Raw genomic sequence first — 15,156 nt, forward strand, 5'->3', positions numbered from 1 at the left:
TGCTTCCTGCATCACTTGATGATCACCGTTCCCAGCTGCCTCGTAAGGTCTATCTCCATCTGTTTCAAATGCTGATGCGTTTGCAGGAAAAGCATTTGCTCGTCCTGGTTAGTGGCATGCTCCAGTTCGCGTTGGTTCTCTTCGATCAGTTTTTTGATCTTGCGCAGCTTCAGGTAATTAAGGGTAGAAGTCACTTCTTCCCGGAAAAGGTCTTCGCGTGTAGGGATATGCCCTTCAAAATGCTCTTTCCATTTAGGGCTTATCTCTGTATTGGAGTCCATGATAGTGATCACCAGGTGGTTGATCGATGGGTCTTCGTGGTATAAAAAACTCTTGGCATTCGGGTTCAATCCTTCGTTGTACCAGGTTTTATAGAGTTCATAAATGTTGACGAGCTCTTTATTCTCCATCATCTTATCCAGTTCGTTTTCGGCTATCTGCGTAAAAAGATATTCCGCCACACTTTGCTCTTCGTTCCATTTTTTTACACCAAATTCCAGCAGGCTGCGTACCATGGCACGCTCGTTCATCTCATCCCTGTTAAACAGGTTGAGCACTTCGTCCATCGGCGTTTCTTCCGGCATGCCATCGGGAATTACCAGTGCAGGCTGCTCACTGCGGAAAGAACGTTGTTCGTCTTTGGTAACTTTATCACGAATGAATTTATTGACAAGATTATTGAGCCCGCTTTCTTCGATCTTGAGTATTTCCGACACCTGCTTGATATAATCCTGCCGGCGTGTAAATTCTTCTGTCTTGGTGATCTTCGACAATGTTTCCGCAATCTGGTTCACGATCTGTGACTTTTGCGAAGAATCATTGCCGGCATCTTTCAGCGACACTTCCAGCTGAAAGAGGATGAAATCTTTTTTATTGACCCTTACAAATTCGCGAAACGCTTCGGCGCCCACTTTATTTACATAACTATCCGGGTCTTCCTTATCAGGGATCAATACCAGCCTTACATTAAGGCCTTCTTCAAGCGCCAGGTCCATTCCGCGGAGCGCTGCTTTCACACCGGCGCCATCGCCATCGTAAATGATCGTGAGATTGTTGGTGTATTTTTTTATCAGCCTCAACTGGTCCGGTGTCAATGAAGTACCTCCACTCGCCACCACATTTTCCACACCGGCCTGGTGCAGGCTCACCACATCGGTATAACCTTCTACCAGCAGGCATTCATCTGCCTTATCAATTGCCATCCTGGCAAAATAGGAGCCGTAAAGTATCTTGCTTTTTACATATATCTCATTCTCGGGCGTGTTGATATATTTCGGCGCTTTGTCATTGGTCTTGATCACCCTTGCGCCAAAACCCAGCACTTTCCCGCTCTGGTTGTGAATCGGGAAAATGATACGTCCACGATAATTGTCCAGCATGCCGCGATCATCACGGTTTACGATCAACCCGCTTTTTTTCAGGTTTTCCGGGTTGTATTGTGCGGCCGTGGCAGCCGTTGCCAAAGACTTACCCCCGGAGAGATTATAACCTATCTGGAATTTGCGGATGATCTCTTCCCGGAAACCCCGCTCTTTGAGGTAACTCATCGCCACATCCTGTCCTTCTTCGGTATTGAAAAGGGAATCAGAAAAATATTTCTGCGCAAAACTGTTGATGATGTACAGGCTGTCGGCAGTTTGCTGCGTGAGTTTTACCTCCGGGCTTACTTCGGTTTCCTCTATTTCTACATTGTATTTATTGGCCAGCCATTTAAGCGCTTCCACATAACTGTATTTTTCCAGTTCCATGAGAAAGCCGATGCTGTTGCCGCTTTTGCCGCAGCCGAAACATTTGTAGATCTCTTTGGTAGGGGAAACGGTGAACGACGGGGATTTTTCGTTGTGAAAAGGGCAGAGGCCGAGATAATTCACCCCACGTTTCTTCAATTTTACAAACGAGCCCACAATATCGATGATATCGATGCGGCTGAGTATCTGCTGTATGGTTTCCTGGCTGATCAAGATGTAAAACTAGTTCAAAAGGTTGAAAGTTCAAGGTTGAAAGTCAACTGACGATGTGACAATACTTCAACATCCGAAAATACTTACTGACCGGGAAAACTTTCAACCTTCAACCTTCAACTTTTAACCATTTAAATATCCTGTTTTTCGGGATTTACTGATATCTTTAACGTCACAAAAAACAAAACACACATGAAGAAAATTTTTATGCTTTCGATACTGTTTGCTGTTTCGGCTCCGCTGTTTGCACAGTCACTGAAAGACATCGGTACATTGGTATTGCTTAATAAGTATGCTGATGCGAAAACAAGTGTAGACAAGTTCCTGGCAGAACCTAAAAACGAATCATCTGCCGATGCCTGGTATTACAAAGGGAGGATATACAATGCTTTGTCTTACGACACCGTTAATCCACGTATTGAAGCGATGGGATTGAAAAGTACTTCTTTCGACGCGTTCAAAAAATACCAGGTACTCGACGCAAAAGATACCAGGATGAAGGAAGAAGAAAATGCTTCTTTTCTGAATCTTTATTATGGTTTTTATGACCTTGGAGCGACATTCTTTAATAAAAAAGATTTCGATAATTCTACCAACGCTTTCAAAAAGGCATTGGAAGTAAGGGAATATATCAACAGCAAAAAGATCACTTATAAAGAGACAAATGTTTCCGCGATTGACACATCTCTTATCCTCAACGTGGCTATCGCGGCTACGCAGGCAAAAAAAACAAGTGAAGCAGCGGCCTATTACAAAAAGATAGTAGATGCCGGCATCGCAGGCCCGGGGTACCTGGAAGTATACCAGTTCCTGGCAGATTATTATGCAAAAGCAAACGACCAGGCCAACCTGCAACCATTGCTTACACAGGCAAGGGCAAAATATCCCGAAAATGAATTCTGGGATGAAGTGGAATTGAATACCGTTCCAAAAAATACGGAAGACAAAACAGCTTTGTACGCGAAATACGACGAATTACTGGCGAAAAACCCTTCCAATTACAACCTGAATTACAACTATGCGGTAGAATATTACAACAGCTTGTATGGCAATGATGGCAAGCCTAAAGATCCTGTTGCCGCAAAAGCAAAGCTGACCTCAGTGCTTACTCAGGCCATCAAATATGATAAAGGCGTGGATGCTACCGTGTTGATGACAAACCATCTTTACAACATTGCAGCCGACCTCAGCAGTGCTGCAGTAATGGTAAAAGGCACCAAACCTGAAGATGTGAAAAAGAAGGCTGAACTTAAAAAACAGGCAAATGCGAAAATGGATGAACTGATCCCTTATGCAGAAAAAGCGCTGAAATATTACTCTGAACAACCAACCCTGAAAGGTATTCAGAAAGGTAACCAGAAGATCATCGTGGGTTACCTGATCGAGATTTATGGCATGAAAGGGGATAAGGCTAAAGTAGCGGAGTATGAGAAAGTGAAAGCAGGACTGCCGAATTAATTACGAATGTTCAATTACGAATTACGAATGAGGCCCTTTCAATTGAAAGGGCCTCTCGTTTTTATAATTCTTAATTCTTGCTTGAGAATTCGTAATTGATTACTGTCCCATCCTCAATTCCACTCTTCCGCCTTGTCCGCCGCCAAACATATTCTGCATTTCTTTCATCGGCTTTACTTCAAAATCTTTCGGAATTTCGAATTCTTTATCTGCTATTTCTTTGCTGATATCGATCTTACTTACTTCAACGGTCATTTTTCTTCCGCGGGGCATTTTGGCTTCGTAAGCCATTACAAAACCATCTACTTTATCAAACCCGTTGGTAGAGCCGAACCCACCGAAACCCATGGTACCACCGGTTGAATGGAGGTTCTGCAATTTTATCTCTGGTGTATACCAGATAGCGTTTGAATCTTTGATACCAAGGATCCTTGTAGTAACCACGTATGCTTTTTTACAGGTGTAACCGGCAATTTTTTTGGTTTCATCAGTGGTATGCACTTCGATCTTGTTTTCGCTGGAAGCCGGCCTTGTCCTTACGGTAGCACCGCTATCCACTTTGCGGTTCTGCATCATGCTGTCCATCCTTTTGCGCATCTGCGCCTGCTCTTCGTCGGATACATAAAAACCGGTTTTGCGACCCATCATTTCCAGCAGGGTGGTAGTAACTTTGGTGTTGTTGTTGCGGATGATCGTAGAGCGCCCCATATCAGTCTTGATGATGGTTTTCACCAGGTCGTTCTTGAGATAGGTGGTCGACTTTGTTTCTCCGTCGCCAAAATTCCGGAACATCTGGCCGGGCCCGCCGGCCCCCTGGTTCTGAACATTCTGTAATTCGTCTTCTTCCGGAGCAATCACGGTAGTAGTGGTGGTAACGGTAGCCTGGGAGATCAATTTTGGCTGGGCCGCTGCCGCAAGGCTTCCCGTAACCAGGGAAAGCAGTAAAAATAATTTCATTGGTCTGTTTTTAGGCTGTAAAAATAATGGGGGAAAGTCTATTTTAGAATAAATGGAAATATTTTAACATTTACGATTGCTTTCGTAAAGCGTATGCTGGTCACTGGATGCGGGTTCTTATTTTTGTAAATACATTGCTATTTTCTATACTATGTCCATAATTCGTCATTAAACCTGGAAATATCACAAAGCCATTTATAGCAGTATTTCCAGCAACCAGCATCTATTCACAACCTTTCCACATTTTTACCCTCCCCCTGTGAATAACTCGGTATAAATACACTATAGCCTCCCTGCATCTTACCGTGAGTTAAATTATATTTGCCGTCTTACTTAAAACAGAAAATAGTGCGTTTAAAGAGTCTAGAAATCAAAGGATTTAAAAGTTTTGCCGATAAGACCGTGTTGAATTTCGACGAGGGCATCACCGGGGTTATCGGGCCGAACGGCTGCGGAAAAAGTAATATTATCGACAGTATCCGCTGGGTGATCGGGGAACATAAGATCAGTAACCTTCGTAGTGAAAACCTCGAGAGCCTCGTCTTCAATGGAAGCAAATCGCGTAGCGCCAGCGGCCTTGCCGAAGTGAGCCTCACGTTTGAAAATACCAAGAACCTGTTGCCAACGGAGTTCAATACCGTCACCATTACCCGTAAATATTACAAAAGTGGTGAAAGCGAGTATCGCCTCAACGATGTAGCCTGCCGTTTGAAAGATATCCATAACCTGTTCATGGATACCGGTGTGAGCACCGATAGTTATGCCATCATCGAATTGGGGATGGTAGATGATATCATCAAGGATAAGGAAAACAGCCGTAGGAAAATGCTGGAACAGGCTGCGGGCATCACTATTTACAAAACACGTAAAAAGGAAGCCAAACTGAAGCTGGATGCAACGGAGCAGGATCTTGCCCGTATTGAAGATCTGTTGTTTGAGATCAACAACCAGCTGAAAAGTCTCGAAAGCCAGGCCAGGAAAGCAGAGAAATATTTTGAAATAAAAAAGGAATATAAGGAAGTCAGCATCGAGCTGGCCAAAGCAGCCCTCGAAGGTTTTAATGTGACCTACAAGGAGCTCAATGAGCAGCAGCAGCAGGAAGTGGATAAACGTATCGAACTCGAAACGTCTATCGCCAAAGAAGATGCGGCGCTGGAAAGTGAAAAGCTGGCTTTTGTGGAAAAGGAAAAAGCCTTGCAGCAGATGCAGCATTCTTACAACGAAATGCTGGATAAAGTGCGCAATAAGGAAAACGAAAAGAACCTCAGCACACAACGCCTTCAATACCTGAAGGAAAGGAAAGCGAACCTGGATGATTTCCTGCAGAAAGCGGGCGGGCAACTGAAAGGGCTGGAAGAAAGCATCAGCTTTACCGGTGCCCAGATCGCTGATGAACAGGTGAAGGTGGAAGAACTGGAAGAAAAATTACAGGACCTGAAAGATGCGGTGGAAGACAAACGCCGTGTGTTCGACGATAAGCGCAGCACCATAGATACATTGCGCCGCGACAACCAGGCGATACAGCGCAACCAGTTTGATGCAGAGAAAAAAGTGGCGATCGCCGATACTTCTATCCAGAACCTGCAGCGTACCATCGCCCAGATCCAGGAAGAAAAATCGCAGCGCCAGGCACAGCTGAAAGAACTGGAGGCAGATAAAAAAGTGAAAGAAGAAGAACTGGAACTGAAAAAGTCTGACCTCGAACAGTTACAACAACAACACGAACAAACCAAAGAACAGATATTGCAGACGCAAAACCTCATGGAAGGGATGCGTAATAACCTTGCGGAAGAAAGCCGCAAGTTGGATGCTAAAACAAATGAGCACGATCTGCTGAAAAGCCTTGTCGACAGCATGGAAGGTTATCCTGAAAGCGTAAAATTCCTGCACAAGAACGAAGGCTGGAACCACACTGCGCCGTTGCTATCCGATATCATTTATGTAAAAGAACAGTACAGGGCAGCAGTGGAAAACGTGCTGGAGCCATACCTGAACTATTACGTTGTAAACAACCTGAAAGAGGGTTTGCAGGCCGTTCATCTGTTGGATGATAATAAAAAAGGAAAGGCCAATTTCTTCCTGCTGGATAAATTCCAGGATGCTGTGGAAACACATCAACCCGCGAATACGATTCCTGCATTGGATGTGATAGAGATCGACGGACAATATTCAAAACTGGCGCAACACCTGCTGGGCAATGTTTTCATCGCGGAAAGCGAAGATGCATTGGAAAACAGCAATGGCGCTGTAGTATTGGAAAAGACAGGTAAATATGTAAAAGGAAAATATTCCATTACCGGCGGAAGTGTAGGATTATTTGAAGGCAAAAAGATCGGCCGTGCAAAGAACCTTGAAAAATTACAGGAAGAAATTGCGGCGCAGCATGCTATCGTAAATGGTCTGAAAGCCGATATCCAGCAACGTCATAACGAAGTGATCTCTTTCAACGAACAACTGAAAGAAAATGCCATCAAGCAGACTCAGCAGGACATCAACAACCTGACCAATCTTGTTTTCTCTTTACAAAACAAGATCGAAAACCTGCACCACCTGGAAACTACCAGCACCAACAGGGTAGAAGAGCTCAGCACACAACTGGATAATAACAGGGAAGCGATCTCTACTACCAGGGATGAGCTGGATAAATTCAATACGCAGCTGGAAGAACTTGCTGATAAATTGCAGGCGATCGAGCTGGATTACGCTTCAGCGGAACAGGAATATAATTTTGCCACCACTACTTACAATGACAGCAACCTGCAGTTTACGAAGCAGCAGAGTAAAGTGGTATCCTTAAAACAGGAGTTGGAGTTCAAGAGCAATCAGCTTCGAGAACTGACGGTACAGGTGGAAAGCAGCAACAGTCAACTGACAGAAGCTGCTACCAGTATTGAAGAAACAGCCGATGTGCTGAAAGAGCTGGAGTTGCTGGTGGTAACGATGTTCCAGAATAAGGATGCGGAGGAAAAGAAACTGAACGAAGCCGACCAGGAATATTATAACCTGCGTAATGCGCTTACCGAAAAGGAAAGTGAGCTGAGGCACAAGCAGAAATCGAAAGAAGGGATCGATCATTTACTGAACGAAATAAAAGATAAATTAACTGATCTCAAATTGCAGCTTGCAGGTATGAAAGAACGCCTGAGCGTTGAGTTCAAAGTGGACCTTGATGAGATCATCGATCAGCCACGTACCGGTGATGTTGCGCTGGAAGACCTGCAGGAAAAGAACGAGCGTATGAAAAAGCGTTTGGAAAATATGGGTGAGGTAAACCCGACTGCGATCGAAGCATATACGGAAATGAAGAAACGTTACGAATTCATCCTCGAACAAAAAGATGATCTTGTAACGGCGAAAGACAGCCTGATGCAGACGATACAGGAAGTGGAAGCTACGGCCAATCAGCAATTCCTGGATACGTTCAACCAGACAAGGGAGAATTTCCAGAAAGTGTTCAAAGCATTGTTTACCGATGAAGATACCGCAGACATGGTGCTGGTAGATCCCGAAAACCTTGCTGAGACTGGTATCGACATTGTTGCCAAACCTAAAGGAAAACGTCCTAGCAGTATCGGCCAGCTGAGTGGGGGAGAAAAGACCCTTACCGCTACGGCATTGTTGTTTGCGATCTACCTGATCAAGCCGGCCCCGTTCTGTATCCTCGATGAGGTGGATGCGCCGCTGGATGACGCTAACGTTGGTAAGTTCACCAACATGATCAAACAGTTCAGCGAAAATTCGCAGTTCATCATTGTTACGCACAACAAACAAACCATGAGCGCTGTAGATGTGATCTACGGTGTAACGATGCAGGAGGCAGGTGTGAGTAAGCTGGTGCCGGTGGATTTCAGGAGTTTGAATTAAATAACACGAATTTTGCGAATTGCACGGATTACACGAATTATAAAACCCCGCATTGCGGGGTTTATTTTTGGGGCATTGTATTTGAGTAAATTCATATGTTAGTAAACTACGCCATTAATCTTTTTGGTTCATCCATTTAATAAATGAAATTTGTGTCCGTAAAATAATTCGTGTAATTCGTGCAATTAGTAATAATTCGTGTAATAAAAAAATATGCTTAAAACCATCCTCCTCCTCACCACCTCCAATTTCTTCATGACCTATGCGTGGTATGGCAATACAAAAACAAGTACCCTTCCCACCTGGAAACTCATCCTGCTTTGCTGGGGGATCGCTTTTTTTGAATATTGTTTCATGGTACCTGCCAACAGGATCGGCTTTCAGAACGGCTTCAGCGGGTTTCAACTGAAGATGACACAGGAAGTGATCACGCTGGTGGTGTTTTCCCTGTTCGCTGTATTCTGGCTGAAGGAGCCATTCCACTGGAAATACCTGGTAAGCTTCGCGTTCCTGCTGGGCGCCGTTTATTTTATGTTTAAGAAGTGACGAACCCTAAATCCCCTAAGGGGGGCTTTACCGCAGCGGAGAATAACCGCGAAAGGAGCAATGACAAAATATTTTTAGGGTTCAGTCTACGCGTAATTTTCGCTTCGGTCGAAGTCCCCTTTAGGGGATTTAGGGGTTCAATTTCCCGATCCTTCCGCCACCTCCCGCAAAAAATACTGCCTTGCCTTTTTTTGCTTTTCGCACCACATGAAAGCCGGTGGTACTAATGGATGTAAATGTTTTTCCATCATCCGTGCTGATGTCAACGCCATTCAAACCGCAGGTGATCCATTTTTGTTTTCCGCAATATTCTACGCAGCTACGGTACCCGGAGGGATTTTTTAGCGGGGTTTGCCAGCTCGTTCCGCCATCGGTTGTATATACACAATTCAGGTTGCTGCTGTCTTTTGTTGTAAAATCGCCCCCCGCCACCATGAATGTTTTGCTATCCTTCACCGCGATGGAATTGGCACCCGTGCTTTCCTTGCCTTGGAGCAACGGAAGTTTTATTTTTTTATCCCTGATAAAAACATTGGAAACAATTCCGCCACTGATGAAGATAGCTTCCGACCTGTTGAGCTTGCGGATATTGGTACCACTGCTGGCAAAACAGACTTCGCCGCTATCGGCAACCGGCCGTTTACCAAAAGGAAGATCCTGCCAGCTTACACCGCCATCGAATGTACGGGCGATGAAAAACCGGCCGCCAATGGGGTCGCCGATGACGATACCACTTTGTTCGTTCCAGAATTCCATCGCATCCAGAAAGATACCCTTATCATTATTCTGGTAAACTTTCGTCCAGTTTTCACCACCATCGGTAGTTCGTAAAATGTAAGCCGGCGAATCAATGCCCATGATCACCGCGTTCTTTTTATCAAATGCTTCTATATCCCTGAAATCCATTTTTTCATAACCCTTTACCGTTATCCATTTCCAATTTTCGCCACCATCGACACTTACTGCCACCGTCCCATTACTACCGCTTGCCCATACTATCTTATCGTTCACTACGCTTAATCCACGCATACTGGTTTTAGTGCCACTAGTAAGTAATTTCACAGATTGAGCATTTACGTTGCCCAACGCCAGTGAAATGAGTATCAAAATGATTATTTTCTTCATATAATTGTCCTGAATGATAGATTATAAAATCTTTGCTGCATGAATAAATTAACGGAGTAATATGACTGCATTTTAATTCGTGTAATTCGCATAATTCGTGCAATTCGTGTCTTACATTTGCCCAAGTTAAAATATTTCGATCATCAGCCAAAACTTATAATGAGCTACAATTATTTGCCACTCGACCGGAAGCATACAGACTTTCAGCAGATCAAAAATCTTCTCGCTTTCGATCAGCATGTATCCATCACTTTTGATGCACACGAACGCATCATCAAATGCCGGAGATACCTGGATGAAAAAGTAAAAGGTTCGGATGCTTTATTTTACGGGATCAATACCGGTTTTGGTTTTTTACAGAATGTGAAGATCGATAATACGCAACTCGAACAATTACAAAGCAACCTGTTGAAATCGCATGCCTGCGGCCTTGGCGAAGAAGTGCCGAAAGAGATTGTTAAGCTGATGGTGATGTTGAAAATAAAATCATTGAGTTACGGCCATTCGGGGGTACAGATCGATACGGTGAACAGGCTGATGGATATGTACAATAATGATGTATTGCCTGTCATTTTCACACAAGGCTCGCTCGGCGCTTCCGGCGATCTTGCCCCGCTCAGTCACCTCAGCCTACCATTGATCGGGCTTGGCGAAGTGATGCACGAAGGAAAAAAATATCCGGCATCGGAAATACTGAAAAAATTCGACTGGCAGCCGATCGCTTTGCAAAGCAAGGAGGGCCTGGCGCTTATCAACGGCACACAGTTCATGAGTGCTTACGGACTCCACAATCTTATCCGGTGCCATCGCCTGCTGCAATGGGCGAATATCATCGCGGCTATCAGTTTCGATGGATTTGATGGTATACTTGAGCCGCTCAATCCCAACATACATGCCGTAAGGCCACACGCCGGGCAAGTGAATACTGCCGCCACTTTGCGACGTTTGTTAAATGGAAGTGCCATCGCCCTGCAAAAAAAATCGCAGGTGCAGGATCCGTATTCTTTCCGCTGCATTCCGCAGGTACATGGGGCTACAGAAGATACGATCCGTTATGTAGAATCCATTTTCATACAAGAGATCAACGCGGTGACCGACAATCCGAATATTTTCCCCGATGAAGACCTGATCGTTAGTGGTGGAAATTTTCACGGGCAGCCGTTGGCGTTAGGCCTCGATTTTTTAAGCATCGCCATGAGCGAACTTGCGAACATCAGCGAAAGAAGGACTTACCAACTCATCAGCGGACAACGCAATCTGCCTGCATTCCTGGTAAAAAATCCCGGGTTGAATTCTGGTTTCATGATACCGCAATACACGGCCGCGGGGATCGTCAGTGAAAACAAACAACTTTGTACACCCGCGAGTGTTGACAGTATCAGCAGCAGCAACAACCAGGAAGATCATGTGAGCATGGGGGCTAATGCGGCCACCAAATGCAAACGCGTGATCGATAACGTGGAAAAAGTATTGGCGATCGAATTGCTGACAGCCGTACAGGCCATCGACTTCAGAAGGCCATTGCAGTCTTCGCCCGAACTGGAGAAGGTCATTACTGCGTTCCGCGAAAAAGTGAGCTTCAATGAAACGGACAGGATCCTGCATGATGATATGCTGGCAGCAATTGAATTTATAAAAGCAGATCCGCAGATATGAGCGTTAAAGTTTATCCTATCATCATTAGCGCAATCCTTTTTGGAGTAATTTCCTGCAGGCACCAAAAGGAGCATGATTATTACCTGAAAAATAAATGGAAGATCGGCGAGGGGTATGCTCAGCCATTGAAAGGGAACCCGAAAAAAGTAACAGAATACGAAGGCTTAGATACCGGCAATATCAACCTGACGGTACCAGGTTCTATGCGGTTGGATCGTATTGTTGAATTCAATGAAGCCGGTGATATGGTTAAGTATTCAGTAAGCGGTGGAAACCCGGATCTCGCCAGCTTTAGAACGGTTTACAAGGATGACGGTTACCAGACTTTTATTTTTCAAAAGAGTGTCACAAACGGGAAAGAACTGTTGTCACAGGATTTTAAGCGGGTTGCCGCAAATAAATATGAAGACAGGCATTATACCCTTACCAACACCAGAGGTATTCGTTTTACGGATGTTGAATTCAAAAATGATGGAAATGAGATAGTAAAAACATTAAGGTTTTCTGCAGCAAACAGATTGTTGGGAGCGAAATTTGAAGCCTATGAACAATATGACGGGCAAAAGATATTGAATGAAACGACTATCAGCAGGGATGAAGTCCGGCAAACTCATTACGAATATTCTCCGGAAGGTTTTCTAAAACGAGTTCTGGCAGATAACAACGGATCAAAAACAGAAACCATCTTTGAAAATAACCAACAAGGCGACGCCATAAGAATAATAGAACTGGATAAACGAAAAGATACTACCGACATAAAAAGACGTGAATTCCGTTATGATAAAAAAGGGAATTGGGTACGTATGCTGGAGGAAACAACATTCACCACTTACAAGATGAGCACCGACAGGCTGGCTCCCAAAGTGTATATCAGGGAAATCAGTTATTAAATCTCTTGTCAGAAAAATGAAATACTATCATTGGTTTATCCTGGTTTTTCTTTTTATTTCTTTGTTTTCCTGTAAAACAAAACAGAAAGATGTGCCCGGTTATTACCTCAAAGATAAATGGCATACCAGCATTTTACCCTATGCATTGCTGAAAGAAAAGCCGAAAAAAGTTTTTGAATATTTTTATCGTGGAATAGAGGATATCAACGCAAACCCGCTACCACGTAAAGGGTCGTACGAATATTTTTTGTTTAATGATGATGGGGTCATGCAGGAGTATACATTTCACCTGGCAAATAAAAATACCATGTCGTGGCGTTACCGTTTTTCAAAAGATGCCTACCAGTTGATATATAACGATGATTCGACCAAAGGCCTGCAGGAAAGATTATTCATCAACCTCGAAAAAACACCGGATGGGGATTACCTCGAAACGGAATGGCTGGTGAGCGGCGGAAAGAAAAAAGCGTTCATTCATTATTCAGATTCGGGAAATAATATCATTCGGAACGAAACTACGGAAGGAGTGGGTTATGAAAATCTCAATACCATAGAATTGCTTTACGATAAGGATCGCCTGCTGCAAAAGACCATCACCAGCAAGGTTGAAAATAACCGAAGCGTAAGCAGGCAAAAATTTTATTATTCAAAGAACAAGGCATTGGATAGTATTGTAAAAACGCATGGGACGATCATTAGCAAAACCTTTTTTATCAATAACGAACATGGCGACCCGGTGCAGGAAATTAAAACAGTGAATAACGACACTACAGAATCCTACACCCGGAAATATATTTACGATGCAAAAGGCAACTGGATAAGGTTACTGGAAAAAGAAAACAAAGGGCCTAAAACCCCGGCCAATAGCTCACCCTACGTATTGATCAGCCGTGAAATATTTTATTAACTTAAATATCGCCGTCGCAAAAGTATTCTCTACTTTTACGAACCCAATACTTAATTCTTAATTTTTAATTCTTCATTGATTATGTACGATTTCGAGAAATACAAAACCCCCACAGGAAATACATTAAGCTGTAAAGGCTGGATCCAGGAAGCGGCATTGCGTATGTTGCTCAACAACCTCGATCCTGAAGTGGCGGAGCGTCCTGAAGAACTGATCGTATATGGCGGCCGCGGAAAAGCCGCACGCAACATCGAATCGCTCGACCTTATCATCAAGGCACTGAAAGACCTGGAAGAAGATGAAACATTGCTGATACAAAGCGGGAAACCGGTGGCTATGCTGAAAACACACAAGGATGCTCCAAGGGTTTTGCTGAGTAATAGTCAGCTCGTTCCAAACTGGGCCAACTGGGCACATTTTGACGAACTGGAGAAAAAGGGATTGATGATGTACGGGCAAATGACTGCCGGTAGCTGGATATACATCGGCAGCCAGGGAATAGTGCAGGGAACCTACGAAACATATGCCTCGGCAGCGAACAAACATTTTAATGGCACGCTCAAAGGCACATTGAATGTTACGGCCGGACTCGGCGGTATGGGTGGCGCACAACCCCTGGCCATCACCATGAACGAAGGGGTGGCATTGATAGCCGAAGTGGAAGAATGGCGTATTGATAAAAGAATTGAGACGAGGTATCTGGATGAAAAATATACGGATATTGACCAGGCAATCGATGCTGCAGTTGCGGCCAAAAATGAAGGAAAGGCTGTCAGTATAGGTGTTTTGTGCAACGCGGTCGAATTGCTGCAACGATTGATAGACCGTAATATCATTCCTGATACGCTTACGGATCAGACTTCTGCACATGATCCACTGATCGGTTATGTGCCTGTTAACATGACTAACGAGGAAGCTAATAAATTGCGGAAAGAAAATCCTGAAGCCTACATTCAGAAAAGTTACGAAACCATGAAACTGCATGTGCAGCTGATGTTGCTGTTGCAGTCATTGGGCGCTATTACTTTTGATTATGGCAATAATATAAGGGCGAGGGCGAAAGAAAAAGGCCTGGAGAATGCATTTGATTTCCCGGGTTTTGTACCGGCATACATACGTCCTTTGTTTTGCGAAGGAAAAGGGCCTTTCCGCTGGGCAGCACTCAGTGGTGATCCTGAAGATATTCGTGTAACCGACGCCGTTATGATGGAATTATTCCCGGAAAATAAAGGCATGTTGCGGTGGATGAAAATGGCGCAGGAGAAGATCGCCTTCCAGGGGTTGCCGGCGCGTATCTGCTGGATAGGGCAGGGTGACAGGGAAAAAGCCGGACTTGCCTTTAATGAACTGGTGCGCACCGGCAAAGTGAAAGCCCCGATCGTGATCGGCCGTGATCACCTGGATACCGGGAGCGTGGCCAGCCCCAACCGCGAAACTGAAGCTATGCTCGATGGCAGCGATGCCGTGGCCGACTGGCCGGTATTGAATGCATTGGTAAATACGGCAGGTGGTGCCAGCTGGGTGAGCCTGCATCATGGTGGTGGTGTAGGAATGGGGTACAGCATTCATGCAGGTATGGTGATAGTAGCGGATGGTACAGATGATGCCGCAGCCCGCCTCAGTCGTGTATTACGCAACGATCCGGGAATGGGCGTGATACGCCACGCAGATGCGGGGTATGATGTGGCAAAGGACTATGCGAGGAAATATAACCTTGATATTCAGGAAAGGCTGAAATAATCTATGATGTATGATCTAAGATCTATGATGTCTTTCAATAGATAGAACTTTC

At 44.5% G+C, this 15,156-nt stretch carries 10 protein-coding genes; 7 read left to right on the forward strand and 3 right to left on the reverse strand.

Going from position 1 to position 15,156, the window contains the following annotated elements:
- Positions 1-11: 11 nt before the first annotated feature.
- Positions 12-1,961, reverse strand: a complete 1,950-nt coding sequence (gene dnaG / locus EGI32_RS04905) for a DNA primase (protein ID WP_255154259.1) — start codon at positions 1,959-1,961, stop codon at positions 12-14.
- A 192-nt stretch (positions 1,962-2,153) separates the two neighbouring features.
- On the opposite strand from dnaG, the gene EGI32_RS04910 reads away from it, so the two are divergent.
- Positions 2,154-3,419 carry a lipopolysaccharide assembly protein LapB gene (locus EGI32_RS04910; RefSeq protein WP_255154260.1) on the forward strand — a complete coding sequence of 422 codons (1,266 nt, stop codon included), beginning with the start codon at positions 2,154-2,156 and terminating at the stop codon, positions 3,417-3,419.
- Between the two features lie 99 nt (positions 3,420-3,518).
- On the opposite strand, the gene EGI32_RS04915 is transcribed toward EGI32_RS04910, so the two are convergent.
- Positions 3,519-4,376, reverse strand: coding sequence for a hypothetical protein (locus EGI32_RS04915; protein ID WP_255154261.1), 858 nt, complete (start codon positions 4,374-4,376; stop codon positions 3,519-3,521).
- Between the two features lie 348 nt (positions 4,377-4,724).
- On the opposite strand from EGI32_RS04915, the gene smc reads away from it, so the two are divergent.
- Positions 4,725-8,240, forward strand: a complete 3,516-nt coding sequence (gene smc, locus EGI32_RS04920) for a chromosome segregation protein SMC (RefSeq protein WP_255154262.1) — start codon at positions 4,725-4,727, stop codon at positions 8,238-8,240.
- 213 nt (positions 8,241-8,453) lie between these two features.
- Entirely contained in the window at positions 8,454-8,786 is a 333-nt protein-coding gene (locus EGI32_RS04925; RefSeq protein WP_255154263.1) for a DMT family protein, read from the forward strand.
- Positions 8,787-8,915: 129 nt separating this feature from the next.
- Here EGI32_RS04925 and EGI32_RS04930 read toward each other — a convergent pair whose 3' ends face one another.
- Positions 8,916-9,911, reverse strand: coding sequence for an oxidoreductase (locus EGI32_RS04930; RefSeq protein ID WP_255154264.1), 996 nt, complete (start codon positions 9,909-9,911; stop codon positions 8,916-8,918).
- Between the two features lie 159 nt (positions 9,912-10,070).
- On the opposite strand from EGI32_RS04930, the gene hutH reads away from it, so the two are divergent.
- The 4 genes from hutH (at position 10,071) to hutU (ending at position 15,104) form a co-directional block, all read left to right on the forward strand.
- Positions 10,071-11,567 (forward strand): histidine ammonia-lyase, encoded by a 1,497-nt coding sequence (gene hutH, locus EGI32_RS04935; RefSeq protein ID WP_255154265.1) that lies wholly within the window; start codon positions 10,071-10,073, stop codon positions 11,565-11,567.
- Positions 11,564-12,457, forward strand: coding sequence for a hypothetical protein (locus EGI32_RS04940; RefSeq protein WP_255154266.1), 894 nt, complete (start codon positions 11,564-11,566; stop codon positions 12,455-12,457). The genes hutH and EGI32_RS04940 overlap by 4 nt, the downstream gene beginning before the upstream one ends.
- 16 nt (positions 12,458-12,473) lie before the next feature.
- Positions 12,474-13,364, forward strand: a complete 891-nt coding sequence (locus EGI32_RS04945; RefSeq protein ID WP_255154267.1) for a hypothetical protein — start codon at positions 12,474-12,476, stop codon at positions 13,362-13,364.
- A gap of 81 nt (positions 13,365-13,445) precedes the next feature.
- Positions 13,446-15,104 carry a urocanate hydratase gene (gene hutU / locus EGI32_RS04950; protein WP_255154268.1) on the forward strand — a complete coding sequence of 553 codons (1,659 nt, stop codon included), beginning with the start codon at positions 13,446-13,448 and terminating at the stop codon, positions 15,102-15,104.
- Positions 15,105-15,156 lie beyond the last annotated feature (52 nt).

Source organism: Ferruginibacter sp. HRS2-29 (assembly GCF_024343615.1).
Lineage (GTDB): Bacteria > Bacteroidota > Bacteroidia > Chitinophagales > Chitinophagaceae > Ferruginibacter.